This is a genomic window from Pseudomonas sp. B21-023 (assembly GCF_024749165.1).
Lineage (GTDB): Bacteria > Pseudomonadota > Gammaproteobacteria > Pseudomonadales > Pseudomonadaceae > Aquipseudomonas.
On sequence record NZ_CP087190.1, the window covers coordinates 1,912,175 to 1,936,845 of the forward strand.

The window sequence follows — 24,671 nt, forward strand, 5'->3', positions numbered from 1 at the left end:
TTCGAGGGAGAACGCAATGACCGACCAAGCCTTCGCCCAGGCCGACCCCGACTGGGTCGAGCTGATCCGCCTGGCCCGCGACTGGTTCGATGGGCCTCTTGGGCAGTTGATGCTCAAGGAGGAGGAAAAGTTGCTCGAAGAAGAGCTGCGGCGCTTCTTCGGTGGCTACCTTGTGCACTACGGCCCCTGCGCCGAACCTCCGCCCAATGCCCCGCAGGTGCAGCGCAACGTGCGCCTGGGCGCGCCGCTGCCGGGGGTGGAGATCGTCTGCGAGGAGCAGGCCTGGCCGCTGTCGGAGCACGCCGCCGACGTGGTGGTGCTGCAGCATGGCCTGGACTTCAGCCTGTCTCCCCACGGGCTGCTGCGTGAGGCCGCCAGTTCCGTGCGCCCGGGGGGGCACCTGCTGATCATCGGGATCAACCCCTGGAGCAGTTGGGGCGTGCGTCATTTCTTCAGCCACGGGGCCTTGCGCAAGGCCCGTTGCATCTCGCCGTCGCGGGTTGGCGACTGGCTCAACCTGCTGGGCTTCGCGCTGGAGAAACGCCGCTTCGGGTGTTATCGTCCGCCGCTTGCCTCGCCGGCCTGGCAACAGCGCCTGGCTGGCTGGGAGCGCGTGGCCGGGGGCTGGCAAACTGCCGGCGGCGGTGTCTACCTGCTGGTGGCGCGCAAGATGGTGGTGGGCCTGCGGCCGTTGCGTCTGGAGCGCCGCGAGCCGATGGGCAAGCTGCTGCCGCTGCCGCTGGCCAAGGTCAACCGCAGCGCCACCCATCCCGAATCCGAAAAGCACTGAACATGAGTGGTACATGAGCGATAGCGTCGAGATCTACACCGATGGTGCCTGCAAGGGCAACCCTGGCCCAGGCGGCTGGGGTGTGCTGATTGTCTACAAGGGCGTCGAGAAGGAATTGTGGGGCGGCGAGCGCGAGACCACCAACAACCGCATGGAGCTGATGGCGGCGATCGAGGGGCTCAAGGCGCTCAAGCGCGAGTGCGAGGTGCTGCTGACCACCGACTCGCAATACGTCATGAAGGGCATCAACGAGTGGATGGTCAATTGGAAGAAGCGCGGTTGGAAGACCGCCGCGAAAGAGCCGGTGAAGAACGCTGACCTGTGGGTGCAGCTCGATGAGCAGGTCAACCGGCACAAGGTGACCTGGAAGTGGGTCCGTGGGCATATCGGCCATCCGGGCAACGAGCGGGCCGACCAGCTGGCCAATCGTGGGGTTGATGAGGTTCGCGCGCAACGTTGATTGTGTTGCGGGCAATCGCGGGGCAAGTCGGGTCGCCGCATCGCCGCTCCCACGAGATGACTGCTGGCTGCGTGGGAGCGGGCTTGCCCCGCGATGACCGCAAAACGGCCCCGATTTCGTTATACTCCCACCCCGAATTCAAGCACCGCCAGTTGGAGTCCCCGCGTGGAGCAGCAGCAAGACAAACGGTTCGTCATCCTCGACACCGAGACCACCGGCATGCCGGTGGCCGAAGGCCACCGCATCATCGAGATCGGTTGCGTCGAGGTCGTGGGCCGGCGCCTGACCGGGCGGCACTTCCATGTCTACCTGCAGCCCGACCGCGAGAGTGACGAGGGCGCGATCAACGTCCACGGCATCACCGATGCTTTCCTGGTCGGCAAACCGCGTTTCGGCGATGTGGCCGAGGAGTTCTTCGAGTTCATCCAGGGCGCCACCCTGGTCATCCACAACGCGGCGTTCGACGTCGGCTTCATCAACAACGAGTTCGCCCTGATCGGCCAGCAGGATCGTGCCGATATCTCGCAGCATTGCCCGATCCTCGACACCCTGATGATGGCGCGCTCGCGCCACCCGGGGCAGCGCAACAGCCTCGATGCCCTGTGCAAACGCTACGGCATCGACAACTCCGGCCGTGAGCTGCACGGCGCACTGCTCGACTCGGAACTGCTGGCAGACGTCTACCTGGCGATGACCGGTGGCCAGACCAGCTTGTCGCTGGCGGGCGAAGGGGCGGGCGACGAGGATGGGCAGGGCGGCACCGGCAGTGAAATCCGCCGTATCGTCGGGCGTGCGCCGGGGCGGGTGATCATGGCCAACGAGGAAGAGCTCGAGGCCCATGCCGAGCGGCTGGCGGCCATCGCCAAGTCGGCGGGTGGGCCGTCGATGTGGCAGGCATTGACCGAGCCAGCGGCCAGCTGACTCGAAGGCCGGCCCGGCCCCATCGCTGGCCAGCCAGCTCCCACAGGGACCGCATTCTGCGTTGCACCTTGTGAGAGCCGGCCTGGCGATGACAGCATCACACTCGACTACCCTGAGGGAAATTACCCGCAGAGGTAGCCGCCCGATGTACAAGGACCTGCAGTTCCCGATCCTCATCGTCCACCGGGCCATCAAGGCCGACAGCGTCGCTGGCGAGCGGGTGCGCGGCATTGCCGATGAACTGGTGCGTGACGGCTTCGCCATCCTCGCCGCCGCCGACCAGGCCGAAGCGCGGCTGGTGGCTGCCACTCATCATGGCCTGGCCTGCATGCTGATCGCCGCCGAGGGCGTCGGCGACAACAGCCGGCTGCTGCACAACATGGCCGAGCTGATCCGCCTGGCGCGGCTGAGGGCGCCCAACCTGCCGATCTTCGCCCTGGGCGAGCAGGTCACCCTGGAGAATGCCCCGGCCGAGGCCATGGGTGAACTGAACCAGCTGCGCGGCATTCTCTATCTGTTCGAAGACACCGTGCCGTTTCTCGCCCGCCAGGTGGCGCGGGCCGCGCATAACTACCTCGACGGCCTGCTGCCGCCTTTCTTCAAGGCCCTGGTGCAGCACACCGCACAATCCAATTACTCCTGGCACACACCGGGCCACGGCGGTGGCGTGGCTTACCGCAAGAGCCCGGTGGGGCAGGCCTTCCATCAGTTCTTCGGTGAAAACACCCTGCGCTCGGACCTGTCGGTCTCGGTGCCGGAACTGGGCTCGCTGCTCGACCACACTGGCCCGCTGGCCGCCGCCGAGGCGCGGGCGGCACGCAACTTCGGCGCCGACCATACCTTCTTCGTCATCAATGGCACCTCCACCGCCAACAAGATCGTCTGGCACGCCATGGTCGGGCGCGGTGACTTGGTGCTCGTGGACCGCAACTGCCACAAGTCGGTGGTGCACGCGATCATCATGACTGGCGCCATTCCTATCTACCTGTGCCCGGAACGCAACGAGCTGGGCATCATCGGACCCATACCTCTTGATGAGTTCAGCCAGGTGTCGATCCAGGCAAAGATCCAGGCCCACCCGCTGGCCCAGGGAAAGCCTGCAAAGATCAAGCTGGCCGTGGTCACCAACTCCACCTACGACGGCCTGTGCTACCACGCCGGGATGATCAAGCAGGCACTGGGCGCCAGCGTCGAGGTGCTGCACTTCGACGAGGCCTGGTTCGCCTACGCTGCCTTCCATGAATTCTTCGCCGGCCGTTACGCCATGGGCACGCCGCGTGCCGACGATGGACCGCTGCTATTCAGCACCCATTCCACCCACAAGCTGCTGGCGGCCTTCAGCCAGGCCTCGATGATCCATGTGCAGGACGGTGCCAGCCGCCAGTTGGACCGTGACCGTTTCAACGAAGCGTTCATGATGCATATCTCCACCTCGCCGCAGTACAGCATCCTCGCCTCGCTGGACGTCGCCTCGGCGATGATGGAGGGCCCGGCGGGGCGTTCGCTGTTGCAGGAGATGTTCGACGAGGCCCTGAGCTTTCGCCGGGCGCTGGCCAACCTGCGCGAGCACCTCGCCGCCGATGACTGGTGGTTCAGCATCTGGCAGCCGCCGACGGCGCAGGCCAGCGAGCTGCAGGCGGTGGACTGGCTGCTGCAACCGGGGGCCGAGTGGCATGGCTTTGGCGGGCTGGGCGACGACTATGTCTTGCTCGACCCGCTCAAGGTCACCCTGGTGATGCCGGGCGCTGCTGGCGCAGCGGATGGCCATGGAATTCCCGCGGCAGTGGTGGGCAAGTTTCTCTGGGAGCGCGGGCTGGTGGTGGAAAAGACCGGCCTGTACAGCTTCCTGGTGCTGTTTTCGATGGGGATCACCAAGGGCAAGTGGAGCACGCTGCTCACCGAGCTGCTGGAGTTCAAGCGCCACTACGACGCCAATACCGCCCTGGCCGACTGCCTGGCCAGCGTGATGATGGAGCAGCCGTCACGCTACCAAGGGCTGGGGCTGCGCGACCTGTGCCAGCAACTGCATGGTTTCTACCGTGGCAATGCCACGTCCAGGCAGCTCAAGCTGCTGTTCACCCGTTTACCGGAGGTGGCGATGACTCCGGCCGAGGCCTATGACCGGATGGTGCGCGGGGAGGTGGAGGCGGTGCCTATCGAGCATCTGCTGGGCCGGGTCGCGGCGGTGATGCTGGTGCCCTATCCCCCGGGAATCCCGTTGATCATGCCGGGCGAGCGCTTCACCGAGGCGACCCGTTCGATCCTGGTCTACCTGGACTGCGCCCGGGCCTTCGACCAGGGTTTCCCAGGCTTCGTCGCCGACGTGCACGGCCTGCAGCGGGAAGGGCAGCTGTATACGGTGGACTGCGTCAAGGAATGCGAATGATCTCGACGCCGGTCTGGGCCAGCTCGAAACGGTCGTCGCCCAGGTGATTGACGCGGTCGCCGATAGCCAGGCGATAGCTGGTAACCGGCGCGCCGAGGGTGCTGCCGTCGGCCTGGAGGGTGGACTCCTGGAACTCGTGGACCGGGTAGATACGGCCTTCGGCGTCGCGGGCGTGGAACTGGCCGACCATTACTGCTGCCATTTAGGTGGAAACCTCTGAATCGTGTAGGAAATGTCTGTAGACATAGACCAGTGAAACGCCCGGGAAGTTTTCAGCCGAATGGAAAAAAACCGCGAAGCCGAGGAACGGTCATCTATAACTAACTGGTCCCATTCCCAGAGCAGAGGTTGCAAAACGCCATGAGCCAGGTCTATTCGGTAGCGGTCGTCGTCGGCAGCTTGCGCAAGGACTCCTACAACCGCAAGGTGGCCCGCGCGCTGTCTGAGCTGGCGCCGTCCAGCCTTGCCCTGCGAATCGTCGAGATCGGCGACCTGCCGTTGTACAACGAAGATGTCGAGGCCGAGGGCGCCCCTGAGGCGTGGAAACATTTCCGCGACGAGATCCGCCGCAGCGACGCGGTGCTGTTCGTCACGCCGGAATACAACCGTTCGGTGCCGGGGGGGTTGAAAAATGCCATCGATGTAGGATCGCGTCCCTATGGGCAGAGCGTGTGGGCTGGCAAGCCGGCGGCGGTGGCCAGCGTGTCGCCGGGGGCGATCGGCGGGTTTGGTGCCAATCATGCGGTGCGCCAGTCGCTGGTGTTCCTCGATATGCCGTGCATGCAGATGCCCGAGGCTTACCTCGGTGGGGCGGCAACGTTGTTCGATGACAGTGGCAAGTTGAGCGAAAAGACCCGGCCGTTCCTGCAGGGGTTCATCGACAAGTTTGCCTCGTGGGTGAAGCTTAACCGGGCGGTCTGAAGATGCCTCATCGCCGGCAAGCCGGCTCCTGTGGGAGCCGGCTTGCCGGCGATGGCCATCACGCGGACGATCAGCAAGCCTGCGGCATCTCCCCCTTGGCCAACCGCCGGTTGATATCGGCGATCACCTCGGGCAGCTCGTTGATGGTGTCGATCAGGTAGTGCGGGCGCGACCCTGCAAACATCGCGTGAATGCGCTTGCGCTCGCTCTCCAGCTTTTCCGCGCTCAAGGCCTGGTAACCTTCCCAGGTCAGCCCCAGGGCATTGCCCGAACACACCAGTGCCACGGTCCACATCCCGGCGCGGCGGCCTTCGAGAATGCCCGGCACGGTGTCGTCGACCTTCACGCAGGCGGCCACATCGTCGATGCCCAGGGCAATCACGTTGGCCAGCGCCTGGGCGGGCCACGGGCGGCCGTTCGGTGTCTCGTCGGTGGCCACCACGTGGTCGGCCACATAGCCGTTCTGCGCTGCCAGCTCGACCACCTTGTCCATCACCACCTTCGGGTAGCCCGAGCAGGAGCCGATTTTCAGGCCGTCCTTGCGCAGCCCGGTCAGGGTGTCCAGGGCGCCGGGGATCAGCGCCGAATGCACGGCGATCTTCTCAATCTGCAGCGGCATGAAGCGCTCGTAGATGGCGGTCACATCGTCATCGGTCGGCGTGCGGCCGAACACCTTGCGGTAGCGCTCAGCGATCTCCGGCACGTCGCACAGGGTGCGGATGTGGTCCCACTTGCCCATGCCCATCGGGCCACGGGCCTCTTCGATGGAGACCTGTACGTCGAACTCGGCGAAGGCTTCGACGAAGATCTGCGTCGGAGCGAACGAGCCGAAATCGACCACGGTGCCGGCCCAGTCGAGGATGGCGGCTTGCAGCTGGGTGGGGTTGCTGTAGTTCATGTGCGCGTTTTCCTTGAATTGGGTGGGCAGAGGGTCAGATGTCCAGCACTTCCATTTCCCGCAGCACTTCGGCCACGGCGTTCACGGCGGCCAGCATGCCATCGGCACCGACCACGCCGATGCAGCCGACGCGGAAGGTCTCGACCTGGGTCAGCTTGCCTGGGTAGAGGATGAAACCTTTGGCCTTGACGCGCTCGTAGAAATCCTTGAACTGGTAACGCGGGTCTTTCGGCGCGTGGAAGGTGACGATGATCGGTGCCTGGATTTCGGCGGGCAGGAAACTCTGCAGGCCGATTTTTGCCATGCCGTCGAGCAGGGTCTTGCAGTTGTCGGCGTAGCGCTGGTGGCGGGCGGGCAGGCCACCCTCTTCGTTGTATTGCTGCAGCGCTTCGTGCAGGGCGGCGACCACGTGGGTCGGCGGGGTAAAGCGCCACTGGCCGGTCTTGGTCATGTAGGCGTGCTGGTCTTGCAGGTCCATGGCCAGGGAGTGGGCATTGCCTTCGGCGGCGGCCAGGGCGGTTTTTTCAGCGAAGACGAAGCCCATGCCGGGTACGCCTTCCAGGCACTTGCCGGAGGCGGCGATCAGCGCTTCGAAGGGAATCTTGCGGGCGTCGATTGGCAGTGCGCCGAACGAACTCATCGCGTCGATGATCAGGCGTTTGCCATGACGCTTGATCACCTGGGCGATCTCTGGCAGCGGGTTGAGGATGCCGGTGCTGGTCTCGCAGTGGATCAGTGCCACGTGGGTCACGGCGGGGTCGGCGGCCAGCAGGCGGTCGACGTCCGCGGCGGTGGTTGGCTGGTCTTCGGCGGTCTCGAAGGTGCTGTACGCGCGGCCCAGTACCTTGCAGATCTTGGCCAGGCGTTGGCCGTAGGCGCCGTTGATCAGCACCAGTACCTTGCCGTCCCGGGGTACCAGGGTGCCGATGGCGGCCTCGACCGCGAAGGTGCCGCTGCCTTGCAGGGGCACGCAGTGATGGCTGGCGCTGCCGTCGAGGATGGCCAGCAGCTGCTCGCACACGCTGGCGGTCAGTTGGTTGAAGTCGCGGTCCCACGAGCCCCAGTCCACGAGCATGGCCTGGCGGGTGCGGATCGAGGTTGTCAGTGGACCGGGGGTCAGCAGGATCGGGGCGTTGCTCATTCCGTGGTTCCTCACTTGCGGTGGGCTGGAAGCTAGTGGGGCTAGGTTGCAATTCACCGTGTCATCAATCAAATTGTTTGTAGATATGCCAGCCATAAGTCAGGCCGATAGATATGAACCTGTTCCAGCTCCGTGCCTTCGATGCCGTCGCCCGCGAGGGCAGCTTCACCCGTGCCGCCGAGCGCCTGTTCATCAGCCAGCCGGCGGTGACCGGGCATGTAAAGGCGCTGGAGGAGCATTACCAGATCACGTTGCTGCGGCGAACCGCACGGCGGGTCGAGCTGACCGAGGAGGGCACGCGCCTGGCGGCCATCACCCGGGCCATGTTCGGCCTGGCCGAAGAGGCCCAGGCCATGCTCGAGGCCAACCGGCAGTTGCTCACCGGGCGCCTGGAGGTGGCGGCGGACGGGCCGCACCGGGTGATGCCGATGCTGGCGCAATTGCGCGAGCGCTACCCCGGTATCACCGTCAACCTGCGCCTGGGCAACGCCCAGGAAACCTTGGCCGCGCTGCTGTCGGAGCATGCCGACGTGGCCGTGCTGACGGAGATCGAGCCACGCAAGGGCCTGCACCTGCAGGGCCTGTGCGAGTCGCAACTGTGCGCGTTGCTGCCGGTGGGGCACGCCTGGGCGAGCAGCGACGGCGACTTGCCCCTGGCCGTGCTGGACAGGCAGATCATGGTGCTGCGCGAGCCAAGCTCGACCACTCGGCGCACCTTCGACAAGGCCTGTGCCGACGCAGGCGTGCAACCCCGGGTGTTGCTGGAGCTAGACAGCCGCGAGGCGGTCACCGAGGCGGTGGCGGCGGAGCTGGGCATCGGCGTGGTGTCCTCCACCGAGGTGGCCCATGACCCCCGGGTGGTGGCCCGCCCCCTGGCCGGCCAGGGGTTGGTCAACCAGCACATGGTCGGTTGCCTGGAGCGCCGCCGCGAGCTGCGCCTGATCCAGGCATTCCTGGGCCTGGCCGCCGGCCAGTGATTGGCGGCTGACGTTTTCTCCATGGCGGCTTAAGATGGCCACCACAGCGCAGACTGGATTGTCGATGAGCGAGAAGGACACCATTTCCATGCAGCTGGTGCGCGAAGCCCTGTTGCAGACCTGCCCGGCAGGGCAACCCGATGTCGGTGTACTGCGGCGTGCCGGTATCGACCCGGCGCAGCTTGAGCTGCCAGAGGCGCGGGTGAGTGCCGATGCCTACGCGCAGCTTTGGCGGCTGCTGGCGCGGCGCTGCAACGATGAATTCTTCGCCATGGACCCACGTGGCCTACCCGTCGGTAGCCTGGCCTTCATGACCCGCGCAGCCATGGCTCAGCCGACCCTCGGTGAGGGGCTGGACGTCGCGCTGGGTTTTCTCTCGTTGATGCTCGAGGACCTGCATCCCACCCTGATACGCCAGCAGAGCCTCGCCGAAATCGTCATCAACGAACCCCGCGAAGCGTCCCGCCGAGCCTTCACCTATTTCACCTTCTGGATGATCGTGCACGGCGTCGCCTGCTGGTTGGCCGGCCGGCGCATCCCGATCCTGGCCATCGACCTGCGCTGCGGCGAGCCTTCATTCTGCGATGACTACCGGGTCATGTTCTCGGAAAGCTTGCAATTCGACCGGCCGCGTACGCGGATGATCATTGCCGCCGACAGCCTTGACCTGCCACTCAAGCGTACGCCGCAGGAACTGCAACGCTTCCTGGCCGAAGCGCCCGGCAACATTCTGGTCAAGTATCGCGATCCTGCCAGCCTGGGGCGGCGTATACGCAACGACCTGTTGCATCGACACCCCAATCAGTGGCCTGACGCCGACGCCCTGGCGCGGCAGCTGTGTCTGTCGCCTTCCACCCTGCGTCGGCGCCTGGCCGAGGAGGGGCAGACCTACCAAGGCCTCAAAGACAGCGTGCGACGTGAATTGGCGATTGCCTGGCTCAGCGAGGCTGAACCCGCCATGGCGGACATCGCCGAGCGTTTGGGGTTTGCCGACAGCAGTTCGTTTTACAAGGCCTTTCGCAAATGGTTCGGCTGCAACCCCGGCCATTACCGTGCGCTGGTCCAGGCGCGCGATGCTCACTGCTGAGCGACCGCAGCTCCCGAATCGCCGTGGCAGCTGTTTCGCTTCCCTCTGAAGCTTCGCCGCAATGAGTGAAAGATTGTGCCCTCTCATCAGCACAGAGGGCTCTTCATGCGAACATTTCCGACTGTACCCAGTACCCGCAACGGCGTCTCTGCCAAGGATATGCAAACGGCTGCTGCCGCTTTCACCCAATCGCTCCCTCGATGGATCTCAGGTACCTCTGCAGCCAACATCTACACGTTGCGGGTATTGATCGCCAGCCATAGAGCCAGCCAGATAGCCGTGGCCAGCGCGACCAAGGCAGTGGTACCGCTGCATGTGTTCGCCGAGAGCAGATTCTCCGAAGCCCTGGCAGGCATGCTGCCGAATGGGCAAACACTGACCAGTTTGCAGTGGCGAAGAAAGATGCGTGAAGAGGTGGGGCATTCGGTTCCCCATTTCGTAGATTCATTTGAAGTTCAGCCAGCGCTGTCGCGCCTGGCGCAGAACTTTGCCGATAGTGCCACCCCTCTGAGCGGCAGTGGCTTGGTTGTTCAGGTTGGCGATGATCAGGTCATTGGCAACACGGCGCAATTGATCGAAACGTGCCGCCAACTGGATGCGGGAAAGCAGTACCAGGCACTGCTTGATCAACATTTCACCCAGAACAAGGCGCTGCTGGTCGCGGACAAGCTTGCGGGCTTCAAGCTGGCCGTGCATGTCGCATTTCTCAAGGGCAAGATCGACAGCGATGTGAGCGCCGCACTGGAGCACTACGCTGAAAGCCCGAACGGCACGAGTACCGAGCCCAGGCTCACGGCGTATCCAGGGCTGATGTCCATGCTGGGGGTGCTGGTCCATGAGGCATTGATCATCCAGTTGAAAACTGTCGATGGCGATAATGCAGGTGTCGTGACCTACATGCCTGGCGATGCCGACAATCCACTGCGCTGGCACAGCTCCACGCAGGACTTGCAAGTTGAAATGGTCTCTCACCTACGGCGCCAGGGTTATCTGCGCGAACTCCTGCAATTGATCGCGCTGGATGCACGCAGCGCGTTCTTCCGGCAGTTGCAGTTGCGCTTGATGGATGCAGCGCCTGACCTGCAGATAGAGGGCATGACCGGTCATGGCACAGTCTTCACACGCTGGGTGGATGAGCAGGTCGAGCGCGTGCGCGCGGATGCCAAAGCGCTGCTTGTACCTACCGCAGACGCTGATGCCGAGGCCAGCCGTAAACGCCTGGAGGATTGGAAGTCGCTTGGCTGGGGGCTGATCGGGCTGGCCGGATTCTTCATCCCGGTGGTAGGGGCCGTGCTGTTGGGGGCGTTGCTGAAGGATGTTTGCGCCCAGGTGTTCGAGGGCGTTACAAATTGGGCCAAAGGGCATGATCACGAAGCATTGCAGCATGCACTGAACGTGGCGCAGGTTGTTGCCGCCACGTCTGTTGGGCTGGTTGCAGGCGCCGCTGTCGGCCGTTTGGTCGACAGGGCGCTGGTCGAGGGCCTGGAAGTGGTTGCGTTGGACGATGACAGCCAAGGGCTGTGGAACGGCGACCTGAGTATCTACGCGCGCGAGTTGCCGGATGACGCGACCCTGGGCGCAGATGGCTTGTATTTCCAAGGCAGCCGCCGTTGGCTGAGGGTTGACGAGCATTATTACGAGGTTCATCAACCGAGTGAGAACGGGGCCTGGCGGTTGCTCCATCCGGATCGGCCACAGGCTTACGGGCCGGTGTTGCAGCACAACGCTGAGCGCCTGTGGCTGCTACCTGACGACTCGCCCATGGACTGGAAGGATGCACGGCAGATGCTTGGCCGTCTCTGGCCACAGCAACGTCCGCTCGACCCGCAACGCGCCAAGCAGGTCCTGCAGGCGGCTTGCAGCGATGTGGATGAACTGCGAGGGATTCTGGTGGAGAACCGCCCTTTGCCGGCCAACCTGCGCGATACGCTGCGCCGTTTCGAGGCCGATGAAAGGATCGAGCGTTTCTTCGAGTCGCTGGCCTGCGGTGCGTCTGTGCCCGATGACCCAGCGCTGCTTGAATGGTGCGAGAAGCACCCTGGTTTAGCTGGGCTGACGGCCGCCGAACGACCTGGAGCTATCCTCGACCAACAGATCGAGCTACGTCATGGCCTGTTCGATTACCTGACAGCCGTCGAGCCAGGTTCTGATCCTGTTGTTCAAGTACTCCGACGGGATTTCCCAGGCCTGCCCACCGATTACGCCATCGAATTGGCCTGTCAGGTCAGCGGCGACGAGCGAGAAGAGGTCGAGTTGCTGCAGCGCCTGCCGTTGCCTGTCGCCACCAAAGCGCGCTCCCTGCTTCAGCTTGCCAGGCTGAATCAAGCCGTGCAGGGCGTGATGCTGCGCAACGCCTACAGTGATGTCGGTGATGAGTTGGCGCTGGGATTGTTGTCGAGGCTTGGCCATTGGTCTTTCTCGCGGCGCGTGGAGTTGCGCCTCGGTTCTGCGGAGGGGCGCCGGCTGGCAGTTATCAACGTGCAGGCTCCGGAAGCCGATCAGATAACCCTGGTGCGGCATGCGGGCGCGTTCGTGCTGTATGACGCTCAAGGCCTTGAGTTGCCAGAGCAGAGCTGCGCCCCTGATGACCTCTTCCAGGCCCTTGTCACAGTACTGACAGCAGAGCAGAAAGCCGCCCTTGGCCTAGGCAGCGAGCACCCGGCTGGCGAACTACGGCGACAGGTCGTCAATCTGCTGCCCATAGGTCGGCAGAAGCTGATGAAACAACTGGCCTGGCGGGAACAGCAGGGCTGGTTCAATCCGGGGCAGCGCTTGGGAGATGGCCGTGTAGGGTATTCGCTAGGCGGCAGCGTATCTCAAGTGCGGGGGCCTGGGTGGCGGGTCCGGCGGCGATTGGCCAGGCTCTATCAGGGTGATACGCCCAGGCAGATCGATGAGCATCTGTTTCGTATTCTGGACGCTGCCAACCCCTACGGAGCGCTGCTTCTTGAAGAGCAGAATTTTCATCTGCTCGACCATTATCTGAACACATGGATTTCTGCCGGGTCAGGAGGGGAACGGGCAGCGCGTCGCATGCTTGGCCGAAGGTTGCTACAGGCTTGGCGCCGGCAATTGCCGGTGGATGTCCATGAAAATGTTGTGCGCGGCTTTGTTCTGGACCTGAGTGGCCATCGTGTGAACGGCATGCCTATACTGGATGAGGCGATCGACTTCCATCACGTCACCTCCCTGACGATGGTCGATACGCCGCTGCAGATGGTTCCAGATGCCTTCTTCAGTTGCTTTGGGCATGTTCGCCGTCTGAGCATGGCGCGCAACCGTCTGGAAGCATTGCCGGTCGGCATTCGGTACCTGCGATTTCTTGAAAGACTGGACCTTTCGTACAACGGTATTCGCAACGGCGAGCGCGTATCCGAGGCGCTGAGTTCACTGACTCGCCTGCAGGAGCTGGACCTCAGTTTCAATCCGTCGATTCGCAGTCTGTCTCTGGGCGATTGGGCTTCAGGCCTGAGGCGCTTGAGCCTGAGGCTGTGCGGGTTGACGCAATGGCCTGCAGGGTTGGAACGGTGTCAACTGCTGCGCTGGATCGACCTGAGTTCCAATAACCTGGTCAACGTACCCGCCACCATCCAGGCAATGCCGTATACCTATCGTACTTCGATTCTACTGGGTCGAAACGCCATTGATCAGGTGCAACTGGAGCGCCTGTATGCGCGCCCTGCACCTGTCCATCCGCCAGCCCCACAACCCGCCCCTGAGCTGCTGGCTGCCAGGGCAGTCTGGGTGGTCGGAGAGCAGGCGCAAGCGCGTGGGGCGACCTGGGATCGATTGTTCGCTGACCCAAGAAGCCGCGAACTGGAAACGATCCTGCGCCGGCTGCAGCAAAGCAGCGACTATCGCAATCAGGCCTACCACCGTGTGCTGGATGCTCGAGTGTGGACGCTGCTTGACGCCATGGATACTGACACAGCGCTGGCAGACGACGTCCACGCCCATGCGGTTGGCAACGTTACCTGTGCAGATGATGTCGCCGATCGCTTCAGCGAGCTGCATCTGCTCGCATTGGTGAACAACGCAAAGCGCTCGACAGCAGTGGTCGAGCAGCAACAGGCACTGCTCGACCTGGGGCAGGGTTTGTTCCGCCTCACGCTGCTGAAGGAACATATCGGCAGGTACATCGCAGAGAAGACGCTGAGCACCCCGCATCTTGATGCCGTCGAGGTCAGCCTTTATTTTCGCTTGGCGTTGGCCGAAGAGATGAAGCTGCCAAGCCAGCCGCACTCGATGTTGTTTGGCGCGATAGCCAACGTCAGCGAGGCGGACCTGGCGGCCGTACGGGGCTTTGTAAGGGATGCGGCCACCGTCGAAGCAAAAGCCGCTTTCTTGAGCCAGCAGAAATTCTGGAGCCAATGGCTGGAAACGCAACAGGCGGAAGCGTTCGCGCCCATCCTCGAGCAATCCCAGGACAGTCTGGACCAGCTATATGACCGGCAGTCCGAGATGACCAGCCAGCAGTATCTGGAGCAAACCGCTGAGGTGGCCGAAAAGCTTGATTACCTGAAAAACCGTCTGGTCATCTTCTTGACCACACCCTTGCTGAGGCCCGACGCGGATTCAGTCCTGCCACCTGGCGACCAAACCGGTCATCCAGATTGACAGCTTTGGCCATTGCCCGTCAGGGCCTCTAGCGACAACATCGTCAGACCAATGGTGCACTCCAACAATAACTAACAACCAGGAGTCTGACGATGCGTGATTACGCCGATGCCGCCCGTTCGTTCGACCATGCCCAGGCTGCCCGCGCAGCACTGCACGGGCAACTGACGGCCCTCAATGCCTGCGTCGAATGCTGTGACCGCCATGTCGGCAGTGGCAAGCCGGCGCTGCTGTGGGAAGGCCGTGATGGCGACAGCAAGCGGTACACCTTCGACGAGTTGGCGCCCTGGGTGGCCCGCTTTGCCAACGTGCTGAAAGCGCAGGGGGTGGGCGCGGGCGACCGTGTCGCCGGCTTGATGCCACGCATCCCCGAGTTGCTGGTGACCATCCTCGCCACCTGGCGCCTGGGTGCGGTCTACCAGCCGTTGTTCACTGCCTTCGGGCCGAAGGCCATCGAACATCGCCTGGAGCAGTCCGCAGCACGCGTGGTGGTGACCGACCAGCAGAACCGTGCCAAGCTCGATAGTGTGAGTGATTGCCCGAAGATCATCACCGTTAAGGCACGCGCTGGCGAACTGGATTTCCATGCCAGCCTCGAAAGTGTCGCGGGCGACTGTGAACCTGTCATGCGCACGGGTGACGACCCTTTCCTGCTGATGTTCACCTCGGGTACCACCGGCCCGGCCAAACCCCTGGAGGTGCCGCTGCGCGCCATCGTCGCCTTCCAGGGCTACATGCGTGATGCCATCGACCTGCGCCCGGAAGACAACTTCTGGAACCTGGCCGATCCGGGTTGGGCGTATGGCCTCTATTACGCAGTTACCGGCCCCTTGTCGCTGGGCCACGCCACGACCTTCTACGATGGCCCGTTCAGCGTCGAGAGCTGCGCGCACATCATCAACAAACTGGGCATCAACAACCTGGCCGGTTCGCCAACGGCTTATCGACTGCTGATCGCTGCGGGCCGAGCGTTTTCCGCGCCAATACAGGGCCGCCTGCGGGTCGTCAGCAGTGCCGGCGAGCCGCTCAATCCAGAGGTCATACGCTGGTTTGCCGACGAACTGGGAGTGACCATCCACGATCACTATGGCCAGACCGAACTGGGGATGGTGCTGTGTAACCACCATGGCTTGAGGCACCCGGTACACCTGGGGTCTGCCGGTTTCGCCATTCCAGGCCACCGTATCGTCGTGCTCGATGAGCAGGGCGCGGAGCTGTCGGTCGGGCAACCTGGGATTCTGGCCGTGGACCGTGAGCAATCACCCTTGTGCTGGTTCGGCGGTTATCGCGATGTACCTACCAAATCGTTCGTCGGCAAGTATTACCTCAGCGGCGATACCGTCGAGCTCAACGCCGACGGCAGCATCAGCTTTGTTGGCCGCAGCGACGATGTGATCACCACCTCCGGTTACCGAGTCGGTCCTTTTGATGTGGAAAGCGCGCTGATCGAGCACCCCACGGTGATCGAAGCGGCAGTCATCGGCAAGCCCGACCCGGAACGCACCGAGCTGATCAAGGCCTTCGTCGTCCTGGCCCAAGGTGTGACAGGCACGGCCGAGCTGGAAGATGCCTTGCGCCAGCACGTGCGCCAGCGACTGTATGCCCACGCCTATCCGCGTGAAATCGAATTCGTCAGCGAGCTGCCCAAGACGCCGAGCGGCAAGCTGCAACGTTTCATCCTGCGCAATCAGGAAATCGCCAAACAACAAGCGCAGCTGGCCACACGCGCCAGCGCCTGAGGAACCACACATGCAGATCAACCACAAACATTTCATCGTCAGCGGCGCGGCCTCAGGGCTGGGCGCCGCCACCGCGCAGATGCTGGTCGAGGCGGGCGCCAAGGTCATGCTGGTCGACCTCAATGCCGCGGCCGTCGAAGCCAAGGCACGTGAACTGGGTGACAGCGCCGGTTTCGCGGTTGCCGATATCAGTGACGAGCAGGCCGCAAAGGCGGCGGTCGACGCTGCTGTCAGTGCATTCGGCAGTATTCATGGCCTGATCAACTGTGCCGGTATCGTCGGCGCCGAGAAGGTGCTGGGCAAGCAGGGCCCGCATGGCCTGGCCAGCTTCACCAAGGTCATCAACGTCAACCTGATCGGCAGTTTCAACTTGCTGCGCCTTGCAGCGGCAGCCATGGCCGAGGGCCAGCCTGACGAAGGAGGGGAGCGCGGCGTGATCATCAACACCGCCTCCATCGCCGCTTATGACGGGCAGATTGGCCAGGCTGCCTATGCGGCATCCAAAGGCGCGATTGCCAGCCTCACGCTCCCTGCGGCCCGTGAGCTGGCGCGTTTCGGGATCCGCGTGATGACCATCGCCCCTGGCATCTTCGAGACGCCAATGATGGCCGGCATGACCCAGGAGGTTCGCGACTCCCTGGCCGCCGGCGTACCGTTCCCGCCGCGCCTGGGCCGCCCACAGGAGTACGCCGCCCTGGCCCGCCACATCATCGAGAACAGCATGCTCAACGGCGAGGTAATCCGCCTTGACGGCGCCCTGCGCATGGCTGCCAAGTAAGGAGCATTGAACATGACCCTCGTCAACGACCCAATTGTCATCGTTAGCGCCGTGCGCACGCCCATGGGCGGCCTGCAGGGCGATCTCAAGAGCCTCACCGCACCACAACTGGGCGCAGCGGCGATCCGCGCGGCTGTCGAACGCGCCGGTATCGATGCCGGCAGCGTCCAGGAGGTGCTGTTCGGCTGCGTGCTGCCGGCCGGGCAGGGCCAGGCCCCGGCGCGCCAGGCGGCCCTCGGCGCCGGGCTGGGCAAGCACACCACCTGCACCACGCTGAACAAGATGTGCGGCTCGGGCATGCAGGCGGCGATCCTGGCCCACGACCAACTGCTGGCCGGCAGCGCCGAAGTGATCGTCGCGGGTGGCATGGAGAGCATGACCAACGCTCCATACCTGCTGGACAAGGCCCGTGGCGGCTACCGCATGGGCCACGGCAAGATCATCGACCACATGTTCATGGACGGCCTCGAGGACGCCTACGACAAAGGGCGGCTGATGGGGACGTTCGCCGAAGACTGCGCGCAGAAAGGCGATTTCAGCCGCGAAGCCCAGGATGCCTTCGCCATCGCCTCGCTGACCCGTGCGCAGGATGCGATCACGAGCGGCCGTTTCGCTGCCGAGATCGTCCCGGTGGAAGTCACCGAGGGCAAGGACAAGCGCGTCATCAAGGATGACGAGCAGCCGCCCAAGGCGCGCCTGGACAAGATCCCGCAGCTCAAGCCGGCCTTCCGCGAAGGCGGCACCGTCACCGCCGCCAACTCCAGCTCCATTTCCGACGGTGCCGCGGCGCTGGTGCTGATGCGCCGTTCCGAGGCCGAGAAGCGTGGCCTCAAGCCGTTGGCGCTGATCCATGGCCACGCGGCCTTCGCCGACACCCCGGCGCTGTTCCCCACCGCGCCCATCGGCGCCATCGAAAAGCTGCTCAAGCGCACCGGCTGGACACTGGCCGAGGTGGACCTGTTCGAGATCAACGAGGCCTTCGCCGTGGTCACCCTGGCGGCCATGAAGCATCTCGACCTGCCCCATGAGAAAGTGAACATCCACGGCGGTGCCTGTGCCCTGGGCCACCCGATCGGCGCCTCGGGCGCGCGCATTCTCGTGACCCTGCTGTCGGCGCTGCGCCAGAACAACCTGCGCCGTGGCGTGGCGGCCATCTGCATCGGCGGTGGCGAAGCGACGGCCATGGCCGTCGAATGCCTGTACTGAGGTGAATCATGCTGGTAACTGACGAGCAACAACAGATCGCCGACGCGGTACGTGACTTCGCTCAGGAGCGCCTGAGGCCGTTTGCCGAGCAATGGGACAAGGATCACCGCTTCCCCAGGGAGGCCATCGAGGAGATGGCCGGCATGGGGCTGTTTGGCATGCTGGTGCCAGAGCAGTACGGCGGCAGCGACACGGGCTACGTGGCCTACGCCATGGCCCTGGAAGAAATCGCCGCCGGTGACGGCGCCTGCTCCACCATCATGAGCGTGCACAATTCGGTGGGTTGCGTGCCGATCCTAAAGTTCGGCAACGAGGCGCAGAAGCAGCAGTTCCTGGCGCCGCTGGCCAGCGGCGCGATGCTCGGCGCGTTCGCCCTGACCGAGCCCCAGGCCGGCTCTGATGCCAGCAGCCTGAAGACCCGCGCTCGCCTGGACGGCGACCATTACGTACTCAATGGCAGCAAGCAGTTCATCACCTCCGGACAGAATGCCGGGGTGGTGATTGTCTTCGCCGTTACCGACCCGGATGCCGGCAAGCGCGGTATCACGGCCTTCATCGTGCCCACCGATGCACCGGGTTACCAGGTGGCGCGGGTCGAGGACAAGCTCGGCCAGCACGCCTCCGACACCTGCCAGATCGTCTTTGACAACGTGCGGGTACCGGTGGCCAATCGCCTGGGCGAGGAAGGGCAGGGTTACAAGATCGCCCTGGCCAACCTCGAGGGCGGGCGGATCGGTATTGCCTCGCAGTCGGTGGGCATGGCCCGCGCTGCCTTCGAAGTGGCCCGCGACTACGCCAATGAGCGGCAAACCTTCGGCAAGCCATTGATCGAGCACCAGGCGGTGGCTTTCCGCCTGGCCGACATGGCGACGAAAATCGCCGTGGCGCGCCAGATGGTGCTGCACGCCGCCGCGTTGCGCGACGCCGGGCGCCCGGCGCTGGTGGAAGCCTCGATGGCCAAGCTTTTCGCCTCGGAAATGGCCGAAAAGGTCTGTTCGGATGCCTTGCAGACGCTTGGCGGTTATGGCTATCTGAGCGACTTCCCGCTGGAGCGCATCTACCGCGACGTGCGGGTCTGCCAGATCTACGAAGGCACCAGCGACATTCAGCGCATGGTCATTGCGCGCAATCTTTGAAGGAGCAGACTGCATGGCATTCGAAACCATCCTGTTGGACATCCACGGCAAGGTCGGCCTGATCACCCTCAACCGCCCGCAGGCGCTCAACGCGCTGAACGCGCAGATCGTCGGCGAGATCAACCAGGCCCTGGACCAGCTCGAGCGTGACCCGAACATCGGCTGCGTGGTGCTCACCGGCTCCGCCAAGGCCTTCGCCGCAGGCGCCGACATCAAGGAAATGGCCGAGCTGCAATACCCGCAGATCTACGTCGACGACCTGTTCAGCGACGCCGACCGCATCGCCAACCGGCGCAAGCCCATCATTGCCGCGGTATCGGGCTTCGCCCTGGGTGGCGGCTGCGAGCTGGCGATGATGTGCGACTTCATCCTCGCCGCCGACAATGCCAAGTTTGGCCAGCCGGAAATCAACTTGGGCGTGTTGCCGGGCATGGGCGGTACCCAGCGCCTGACCCGCGCGGTGGGCAAGGCCAAGGCCATGGAGCTGTGCCTGACCGGGCGCCTGATGGGCGCCGAGGAAGCAGAGCGCGCCGGTCTGGTGGCGCGCATCGTGCCGCAGGCCGAGTTGGTGGAGGAGGCGTTGAAAGTGGCAGCGACTATTGCGGCCAAGTCGATCCCGGTGAGCATGATGGTCAAGGAGAGCGTCAATCGCGCCTTCGAAGTGACCTTGAGCGAAGGCGTGCGCTTCGAACGCCGGGTATTCCATGCCGCGTTTGCCACCGAAGACCAGAAAGAGGGCATGGCAGCCTTCATCGCCAAGCGCGAAGCACAGTTCAAGGACCGTTGACGGGATGGGCGCGGCATTCGCCGCGCCCGACGGATCAGAGGTTGAAGAAGTACCGTGCAGCGGCTGAAACGGTGATCGGGGCGCGGTACACCTCCACCACTGTGCCGCTTCCGTCGGCGTAGCGATGCCCCGGCATATGGCGTTGCGCGGCGAGTTTAAGGTGCCCTGCGGTGAAGTCGGCTTTTGCAGTGTTCATCGCCGGATAATGAAAGTGCGCATACCACAACACCTGCCCGTCATGGCTGATACCGTATTCGTCGAGGAAGTCCGCTGGCCTGCCCTTGACGCTGGCCAGGCGGGTACGGCTGCCGACCCTGCTGATCTGCACATGCTTACCCTCGACCAGGAACATCACTTCACCCATGCGCGGTTTCTGCGCCATGGCGGCCGCCACGCGCAGCTGCGTTGCCTGCCCTTGCAGCTCGTCGGCGAGCCCGCGCAGGGCACGCGCCACCTGCTCGGCATCCTTGTCGCCCAGCGCCTCATCGGTCTCGTTGTCCTCGGTCAGGCTGGCTTCGATGGCATCGGCATGGGCTTGCAAGCGTTCCTGCTGGTGGCGCACGCTCTCCTCTAGTTCAACCGGCAGGTAGCGGCTCGAAACCGCTTGCAGCCTTGCCACCTCATCGCGGGCCGATTTCATCAGCCTGTCGCTGCCGTTGAGCAGGCGTTTGAGGCTTTGCCCGGCGCGCTGGGTGGCTGCCTGGGCAGGTTGGAGCTCGACCCATTCGCCCTGTTTGAGGTGGTAGGTGCGGGTGATGGTCTTGTTGTCCGGGCCTGGAATGTCAACCGTGTTTGCGTCATCCGCTCGGGGCTCGGCCAGCAGCAGGCCGTGTTCAGTGGTGTCGATCAGCCCCGGTACTTTCTTGCGCAGTTGTTGCAGCGTGCTGATCGACGGATAGTCAGGCAGCTCGGCGAGCTCCTGCTTGATGCGTGAGAGGATCCAGTCAACCTGTTCTTGCAGTTGGCGCATCGTCCGTTGCCCGGCCTCCCCGTTGATCTGCTCGGCGAAGTGCCCCAGTTGACGGGCCGCGGCCTGGAACTGTTCGAGGATGCTGCGCAACAATCGGACTGCGACTTCCTCGTCAGCGTCAACCAACCTGAACAGTTTGGCGCGCTGGGCGATGCCCAGCTCGACGTTGCTCCAGAAACGGTCTCGCCAGAAGGGCGCGTCGCCGCTTAGCCCGTGCACCAGCGTCATGCGGTTGACCAGCGCTTCGAGCCGCAGGAAGCGCAAGATCAGGTCGCGCTCTGCCGTGGCGGGCATGGCCGCGGCGAGCTTGCTCCATTGCAGTATCTCGGGTTGCTGCGGGCTCGCCAGCTTGTTCAGGGTGTCCTGGTTCTGGCGCAGGCGGGTGTTGTTGTCGATCATCTGCTCGATCAGCGGTGCCAGCGTGTCCAAGCGACTGGCAGCGATTCTCGCGTCGCTGGCAGAGAGGTCCATGCCCTGCTGCTGTTGCCTGGCAAGCTGCAGCAGTTGCTCGCGCGCCGGCTGGTAGCGCATGTGCAGGATCTTGCGCTGCAAGCGCTGACAGAAACTGTCCTGATAGACCGCGAAGGCGTGGACCTTCTTGAAATCCTTGAGCGGTTCCAAGCCATTGCGGGTTTTCAGCCGCTCGATGTGCGTGGTCCAAAAGTCGGAAAGCGCCTGTAACTTCTCCTGGCAGGTCTGCAAGGTGGTGTCGTCCTGGGTTGCGGCGGCGATTTTCTCGATAGTGGTCTGCTGCTTGATCTTCTCGGAGATGGTGTCCTTGTCCGCCTTTATCTGCTCATTGACTGTGCGCAGGGCGCTTTCCTTGTCCAGTTGCATCCTGCGTATCCGCTCTGGCAATGGCATGCCCCCCTCGAGTACCAGGCGCAGGTCCAGTTGCCAGCGACCCACCTCGTCGCGGCGTAACCACGGGCCATGCTCATGGTCCGGGCCGACGATACGCATCTGGTTGCGGGGCATGCTGAGCTCGACTTCGTACACTTTGCCGCCCAGTTGCGTGTAGAGCTTGCTGTCGTGCAGGTACAGGCCGCGCAGCGCGCCGCTGGGGACCGGAGTGCCGAGCGAGCTGGCGGCGACGGTGGCTTGTAACGCATTCAGCGAACCGCGCTGGGCGTTGGTCAGCGTTTGCGTGGGGCGCGTCCAAGCGAAATCGAGGCGGCTGTCGGCAGGCTGCCTGACCTTCGGTGGCTCGGGCACGACGGATTCGGGTTCAGTGAGGTGGGCGGCGATAGCAGAGAACGGCGCCGTTTCACCTTGCTCCTGGCGCAGCCGGACCAACGAATGAGCGAACAGCAGCATGGAGATGTTGACCAGCAGGTTGACGATGGAGAGGCGATACCTGCTGGGCTCGCGTTCGGCATCCGCGTCCACGTACTCGGCCAGCGCGACCTCCATCTGCGCCAGCCACGCCACTTTGCCCAGCGTGCCACCGGCGAGCGGCAGCAGGGTGTTGAACAGCAGCCATCCCAATTCCTTCCAGCGCGTCCAGCGGGTTTGCGCGGTGGTTGCTGCATGTTCTTCGAAGTGCTGCAGTGATTCGTTCACGCAAGCCAGGTAGAGCGCCGCACCAGGGTCGGCGACGGGGGCTTCCCTCGCCAGCTCCACCGGCGCCGGTGTGCCCCATGGCAGCGCACTGGTGTCTTCGAGTATCACGAACAGATGAGGCTCGAGAAAGCCGCCATGGGCGTAGAACCGTCGGTTCTCGGGCGCCAGGCGTTGCAGCAGGTCATCCTGCAGCTTGCCGGGGCTGCTGATGGCGACGAACAGCGCCAGCCGATCGCTGAACTGCAGCAGGGTGTCCTCATGTAGCGGACGGTACAGCAGGCAGGTCTCGGCGCCCGCGGACAGGGGCTCGATCAGCCAGGTGTTGCAGGGGTGGTCCACCGATGCCCCAGGCGACTTGATGAAGCCCAGCGGGCGCATGATCCAGCGTCGGGCTTCGTCATCTTCGGCCGTCCAGAATACTTGGGCGATACCGCTGGCAGCTTGCTGGTCCGGCAGTTTGCCACGCAGATAAAGCTCCTGTGCCAAAGCGGGCAGTTGGCTGCGCAATTGAGTGGTGAGCAGGCGCTGACGAGTGACGCGTCCGTTCGGATCGTCCAGCAGCTTGCGGCGCAGCATGGCAGGGTAGCTTGCACCGATGTCCAGCTCGCTGACCACGCTGCGCAGGTAGCTCTCGGTCATCCATTCGGGCAAGGGGCTCGCGTCAGTCGAACGCAGTTCGACCCGGCCCGGTCGGAGCAGGCCGAGGTTGCCGATTGCCAGCTGGGCCAGTGTGTACTCGACCGGCGTCACCTCGCCTGTGGTGAGGACCCCGCCTTGGGCAGGCGCGGCGACGCCGGTGGTCTGGTAGTTGAATACCCTGACATGCTTGGGGTCGACACTGTCATCGGGGTGATCAGCCGCGAAGCGTGCAGCCAGTTGCCGGTTGGCAAAGCCTTGCGCGTTGTCGACGCCATCGAGCCAGAACTGGCCTTGGTTATCCTGACAGCCTTGGGCGACATCGAGGAGCAGCGTGCTGAAGTGCATCAGCGAGCGGCTCTGGGCATTGCGCAGCCAGTCTGGCAGATGCTGCAACAAACTCTGGCGTTTAGTGGCCTCGACTTCGCTGCACAGGGCGATCATGGAGGTCAGCCGGTCCAGGTCCAGGTTCATGTTGAGGGCATCGAGCCTGGTTCGATACTGTCCCGCGCGGTGCGTGATGACCCGCAACTGCTGATCGAGCACGCCAAGTGCCTGGGTTTCGAAGTGTCCTTGGCTCGAAAGGCTGATGCTGACCTGGCGTGGGGCGTAGTGGGGCGCGGCGGGCCAGTAGCGGCCAATCGCCTCGAGCATGTCCTGACGGGACTTGAAACTGTACAGCTTGCCGGCCAGCGTGAAGAGCAAGGTCAGATCGCGTGTGGGATCACCATCGGCGTGTTCGATGAGCAAGGCGCTGGCAAGGTCGGTATCGAGCTTGCCATCGGCAGAGAAATCCACGCCGAGATGGGAAACCTTCAGACCAGCCGTGTTACTCCACCTGTCCAGTCCTTGCGCGAATGGCTGGTCATGCACCAAGGTGGCGACTGCCAGGGCGAAAGCGGGAAGGCTCCCCGCGCTACGGTGAGCGTCGACAGCGGTTTGCAACTGAGCACGCAGGAACGCTGCATACCATTGCCAGGGCGTCTGCCCGTTCTTATCGAAGGCGCTCCAGTAGGCAGTCAGCGACTGTTCATAGGCCTCGAGCAGAAACGGCCCGGCCTCGTTGATCAGCAGCTCGACCCGATGCAGGTCGATGTCCACCTGCCAGGCCGGATCCCCATCCACGTGGGTGGTGACGAAGTTTTCGCCATCGCTCAGGTTCAGGGTCTTTCGTGCGCAGTAGCGCTCTACGAGCACGTGCGACAAGGGGCGCACCCAGGTGTCACCAGTGCGTGGATGGCGGCTTGCCAGATACAGCGCGAGCGGGTCATGCGGGTTGTCTGGCAAGTGCCGCAGCCATTGCTGGCGCAGGATCTGGTCAGCGGCGTCGAGCAGTACCGGGCGATCACTGAAGCGTCGGGCGACCTTGCAATCCAGGTTGCTGGAGCGGGCTATACGGTGGTGCAGGTTGTCGGTCATGGTCCTGGCCTGGTGTTTGAAAGAGGACCATCAGGCGATTTTTCGCGCTTGCCTGGGCTTTAGCCGACTACTACCCGGTCCGCGGATAGCTGCGCAGAGCAAGCGGTGGTGGCTGCGTTCCAAGGTGTAGGACGGTGGGCGGGGCTGACAGCACCATGTTTGTTGCGGCATATTGCACTGAGACGCCCGGCAGACGCGCAAACCCGGCAAACCACGACGCCAATTAGCGGATTCCTGGC

Annotated in this window: 17 protein-coding genes; 13 read left to right on the forward strand and 4 right to left on the reverse strand. The window is 63.8% G+C overall.

The features are described from left to right. Positions 1-16 precede the first annotated feature (16 nt). The 4 genes from LOY42_RS08690 to LOY42_RS08705 all read left to right on the forward strand — a co-directional run bounded on the left by LOY42_RS08690 (position 17) and on the right by LOY42_RS08705 (position 4,557). The gene (locus LOY42_RS08690) at positions 17-790 is read left to right on the forward strand and encodes a methyltransferase domain-containing protein (protein ID WP_038706475.1); all 774 of its coding nucleotides are present in this window, start codon (positions 17-19) and stop codon (positions 788-790) included. 13 nt (positions 791-803) lie between these two features. Then, on the forward strand, positions 804-1,250 hold the full coding sequence (rnhA, locus tag LOY42_RS08695; RefSeq protein ID WP_023629443.1) for a ribonuclease HI: 447 nt from the start codon (positions 804-806) through the stop codon (positions 1,248-1,250). 165 nt (positions 1,251-1,415) lie between these two features. Continuing rightward, positions 1,416-2,171 (forward strand): DNA polymerase III subunit epsilon, encoded by a 756-nt coding sequence (gene dnaQ, locus LOY42_RS08700; protein ID WP_139669793.1) that lies wholly within the window; start codon positions 1,416-1,418, stop codon positions 2,169-2,171. Between the two features lie 145 nt (positions 2,172-2,316). After that, on the forward strand, positions 2,317-4,557 hold the full coding sequence (locus LOY42_RS08705) for an Orn/Lys/Arg decarboxylase N-terminal domain-containing protein (protein ID WP_139669795.1): 2,241 nt from the start codon (positions 2,317-2,319) through the stop codon (positions 4,555-4,557). On the opposite strand, the gene LOY42_RS08710 is transcribed toward LOY42_RS08705, so the two are convergent. Continuing rightward, positions 4,541-4,759 carry a hypothetical protein gene (locus tag LOY42_RS08710; protein ID WP_028690532.1) on the reverse strand — a complete coding sequence of 73 codons (219 nt, stop codon included), beginning with the start codon at positions 4,757-4,759 and terminating at the stop codon, positions 4,541-4,543. The two genes, LOY42_RS08705 and LOY42_RS08710, sit on opposite strands and share 17 nt — an antisense overlap. 158 nt (positions 4,760-4,917) lie before the next feature. Between LOY42_RS08710 and LOY42_RS08715 the strand changes: the two genes are divergently transcribed. Next, entirely contained in the window at positions 4,918-5,478 is a 561-nt protein-coding gene (locus LOY42_RS08715; protein ID WP_139669797.1) for an NADPH-dependent FMN reductase, read from the forward strand. A 70-nt stretch (positions 5,479-5,548) separates the two neighbouring features. Here LOY42_RS08715 and phnX read toward each other — a convergent pair whose 3' ends face one another. Together phnX and LOY42_RS08725 are read right to left on the reverse strand one after the other, a co-directional pair. Further along, the gene (gene phnX / locus LOY42_RS08720) at positions 5,549-6,376 is read right to left on the reverse strand and encodes a phosphonoacetaldehyde hydrolase (protein ID WP_139669799.1); all 828 of its coding nucleotides are present in this window, start codon (positions 6,374-6,376) and stop codon (positions 5,549-5,551) included. A gap of 34 nt (positions 6,377-6,410) precedes the next feature. Next, entirely contained in the window at positions 6,411-7,517 is a 1,107-nt protein-coding gene (locus LOY42_RS08725; RefSeq protein WP_139669801.1) for a 2-aminoethylphosphonate--pyruvate transaminase, read from the reverse strand. A 113-nt stretch (positions 7,518-7,630) separates the two neighbouring features. Between LOY42_RS08725 and LOY42_RS08730 the strand changes: the two genes are divergently transcribed. The 8 genes from LOY42_RS08730 to LOY42_RS08765 all read left to right on the forward strand — a co-directional run bounded on the left by LOY42_RS08730 (position 7,631) and on the right by LOY42_RS08765 (position 19,844). Then, complete coding sequence (locus LOY42_RS08730) at positions 7,631-8,494, forward strand: LysR substrate-binding domain-containing protein (protein WP_258600284.1); 864 nt, start codon at positions 7,631-7,633, stop codon at positions 8,492-8,494. 64 nt (positions 8,495-8,558) lie between these two features. Next, positions 8,559-9,581 (forward strand): AraC family transcriptional regulator, encoded by a 1,023-nt coding sequence (locus LOY42_RS08735; RefSeq protein WP_258600285.1) that lies wholly within the window; start codon positions 8,559-8,561, stop codon positions 9,579-9,581. A gap of 105 nt (positions 9,582-9,686) precedes the next feature. Continuing rightward, positions 9,687-14,198 (forward strand): NEL-type E3 ubiquitin ligase domain-containing protein, encoded by a 4,512-nt coding sequence (locus LOY42_RS08740; RefSeq protein ID WP_258600287.1) that lies wholly within the window; start codon positions 9,687-9,689, stop codon positions 14,196-14,198. 92 nt (positions 14,199-14,290) lie between these two features. Next, positions 14,291-15,937 carry an AMP-binding protein gene (locus LOY42_RS08745; protein ID WP_139669809.1) on the forward strand — a complete coding sequence of 549 codons (1,647 nt, stop codon included), beginning with the start codon at positions 14,291-14,293 and terminating at the stop codon, positions 15,935-15,937. Positions 15,938-15,947: 10 nt separating this feature from the next. Next, a complete protein-coding gene (locus LOY42_RS08750; RefSeq protein WP_139669811.1) occupies positions 15,948-16,715 on the forward strand; it encodes an SDR family NAD(P)-dependent oxidoreductase in 768 nt (255 codons plus the stop codon). Positions 16,716-16,727: 12 nt separating this feature from the next. After that, on the forward strand, positions 16,728-17,921 hold the full coding sequence (locus LOY42_RS08755) for an acetyl-CoA C-acyltransferase (RefSeq protein ID WP_139669813.1): 1,194 nt from the start codon (positions 16,728-16,730) through the stop codon (positions 17,919-17,921). Between the two features lie 8 nt (positions 17,922-17,929). Then, positions 17,930-19,057 (forward strand): acyl-CoA dehydrogenase, encoded by a 1,128-nt coding sequence (locus LOY42_RS08760; protein WP_258600290.1) that lies wholly within the window; start codon positions 17,930-17,932, stop codon positions 19,055-19,057. Positions 19,058-19,070: 13 nt separating this feature from the next. Beyond that, a complete protein-coding gene (locus LOY42_RS08765; protein ID WP_102683680.1) occupies positions 19,071-19,844 on the forward strand; it encodes an enoyl-CoA hydratase in 774 nt (257 codons plus the stop codon). 34 nt (positions 19,845-19,878) lie between these two features. On the opposite strand, the gene LOY42_RS08770 is transcribed toward LOY42_RS08765, so the two are convergent. Beyond that, positions 19,879-24,432, reverse strand: coding sequence for a hypothetical protein (locus LOY42_RS08770; RefSeq protein ID WP_258600292.1), 4,554 nt, complete (start codon positions 24,430-24,432; stop codon positions 19,879-19,881). Between the last annotated feature and the right edge of the window lie 239 nt (positions 24,433-24,671).

Bases quoted from the DNA above. Each gene is read 5' to 3' on its own strand.
- LOY42_RS08690 (WP_038706475.1), top strand. From the start codon at position 17: ATGACCGACCAAGCCTTCGCCCAGGCCGACCCCGACTGGGTCGAGCTG.
- rnhA (WP_023629443.1), top strand. From the start codon at position 804: ATGAGCGATAGCGTCGAGATCTACACCGATGGTGCCTGCAAGGGCAAC.
- LOY42_RS08705 (WP_139669795.1), top strand. From the start codon at position 2,317: ATGTACAAGGACCTGCAGTTCCCGATCCTCATCGTCCACCGGGCCATC.
- LOY42_RS08710 (WP_028690532.1), bottom strand. From the start codon at position 4,759: ATGGCAGCAGTAATGGTCGGCCAGTTCCACGCCCGCGACGCCGAAGGC.
- LOY42_RS08715 (WP_139669797.1), top strand. From the start codon at position 4,918: ATGAGCCAGGTCTATTCGGTAGCGGTCGTCGTCGGCAGCTTGCGCAAG.
- phnX (WP_139669799.1), bottom strand. From the start codon at position 6,376: ATGAACTACAGCAACCCCACCCAGCTGCAAGCCGCCATCCTCGACTGG.
- LOY42_RS08725 (WP_139669801.1), bottom strand. From the start codon at position 7,517: ATGAGCAACGCCCCGATCCTGCTGACCCCCGGTCCACTGACAACCTCG.
- LOY42_RS08730 (WP_258600284.1), top strand. From the start codon at position 7,631: ATGAACCTGTTCCAGCTCCGTGCCTTCGATGCCGTCGCCCGCGAGGGC.
- LOY42_RS08735 (WP_258600285.1), top strand. From the start codon at position 8,559: ATGAGCGAGAAGGACACCATTTCCATGCAGCTGGTGCGCGAAGCCCTG.
- LOY42_RS08740 (WP_258600287.1), top strand. From the start codon at position 9,687: ATGCGAACATTTCCGACTGTACCCAGTACCCGCAACGGCGTCTCTGCC.
- LOY42_RS08745 (WP_139669809.1), top strand. From the start codon at position 14,291: ATGCGTGATTACGCCGATGCCGCCCGTTCGTTCGACCATGCCCAGGCT.
- LOY42_RS08750 (WP_139669811.1), top strand. From the start codon at position 15,948: ATGCAGATCAACCACAAACATTTCATCGTCAGCGGCGCGGCCTCAGGG.
- LOY42_RS08755 (WP_139669813.1), top strand. From the start codon at position 16,728: ATGACCCTCGTCAACGACCCAATTGTCATCGTTAGCGCCGTGCGCACG.
- LOY42_RS08760 (WP_258600290.1), top strand. From the start codon at position 17,930: ATGCTGGTAACTGACGAGCAACAACAGATCGCCGACGCGGTACGTGAC.
- LOY42_RS08765 (WP_102683680.1), top strand. From the start codon at position 19,071: ATGGCATTCGAAACCATCCTGTTGGACATCCACGGCAAGGTCGGCCTG.
- LOY42_RS08770 (WP_258600292.1), bottom strand. From the start codon at position 24,432: ATGACCGACAACCTGCACCACCGTATAGCCCGCTCCAGCAACCTGGAT.